The organism is Paraburkholderia sp. BR14374, from assembly GCF_040948685.1.
Lineage (GTDB): Bacteria > Pseudomonadota > Gammaproteobacteria > Burkholderiales > Burkholderiaceae > Paraburkholderia > Paraburkholderia youngii.
On the sequence record NZ_JBFPKF010000104.1, the window covers coordinates 1 to 1,038 of the forward strand.

Here is a 1,038-nt window from a genome sequence, read left to right on the forward strand (position 1 = left end):
TGAGATTGACCCGCAAAAACGGACATCTATCCTTTGGAGAAGGAGGTGCCGATTATGGCCAAGCATCGTACCCCGTACCCGGCGGAATTTCGGGCGCAACTGGTCGAGCTGGTGAAGGCCGGACGCAGGCCGGAGGAATTGGAGAAGGAGTTCGAGCCGACTGCACAGACCATCTACAACTGGGTGGCGCAGGCTGATCGCGACACAGGTGTGCGGCATGACGGTCTGACCACAGCCGAACGGCAGGAACTCACACGGTTGCGTCGTGAGGTCCGGCAACTGAAGATGGAGCGCGACATACTCTCTCACGCGGCAGCCTGGTTCGCGAGGGAGACGGGATCCGTTCCACCGAAAGGCGGTACGGATTCATGACAGCGAACCGGGCCCGCTGGCCCATTGCGATGATGGCACGGCTGCTCGGCGTCTCGACGAGCGGCTATTACACGTGGCTGGTGCGGGAGCCCGCGACACGCACACGTTGCGATGCGCAACTGCTCGCGCACATCCGGACGCTACATGCGAGCTCGCGCGGTACGTATGGGGCACCGCGGATCCACGCGCAGCTGGCGCGCGAAGGCGTACGCGTGGGGCGCAAGCGGGTGGCGCGCCTCATGCGTATGGCGGGTCTCTGCGGGGCAAGCCGGCGACGCTGGCCACGCACCACACGACCACGTGCTGGCGCCCGGCGTGCGCCTGATCTGGTGCGCCGGCATTTCAGTGCCGAGGCGACAAACGTGCTGTGGGTCGCAGATGCAACCTATGTACCCACGGGTGAGGGATTCCTCTATCTGGCGGTTGTGCTGGACGTATTCAGCCGTCGCATCGTCGGCTGGGCGATGTCCAACCATCTGTACACCGAACTGATGTTACGGGCGTTGGACATGGCGTTGCAGCAGCGATGCCATGACGGTGTGATTCTACATTCCGATCAAGGCTGTCAATACACCTCCATTGCCTTCGGGCGGCGCTGCCGCGAAGCTGGCGTACAACCGTCAATGGGGACCGCCGGCGACGCCTATGACAACGCGATGTGCGAGT

Annotated in this window: 2 protein-coding genes; both read left to right on the top strand. The window is 63.3% G+C overall.

The features are described 5' to 3' along the window. Positions 1 to 54 precede the first annotated feature (54 nt). The gene (locus AB3X86_RS38185) at positions 55 to 372 is read left to right on the top strand and encodes a transposase (RefSeq protein WP_368599891.1); all 318 of its coding nucleotides are present in this window, start codon (positions 55 to 57) and stop codon (positions 370 to 372) included. Continuing rightward, a partial coding sequence (locus AB3X86_RS38190; protein WP_368599892.1) for an IS3 family transposase occupies positions 369 to 1,038 on the top strand: 670 nt, incomplete at its 3' end. The genes AB3X86_RS38185 and AB3X86_RS38190, both read left to right, overlap by 4 nt.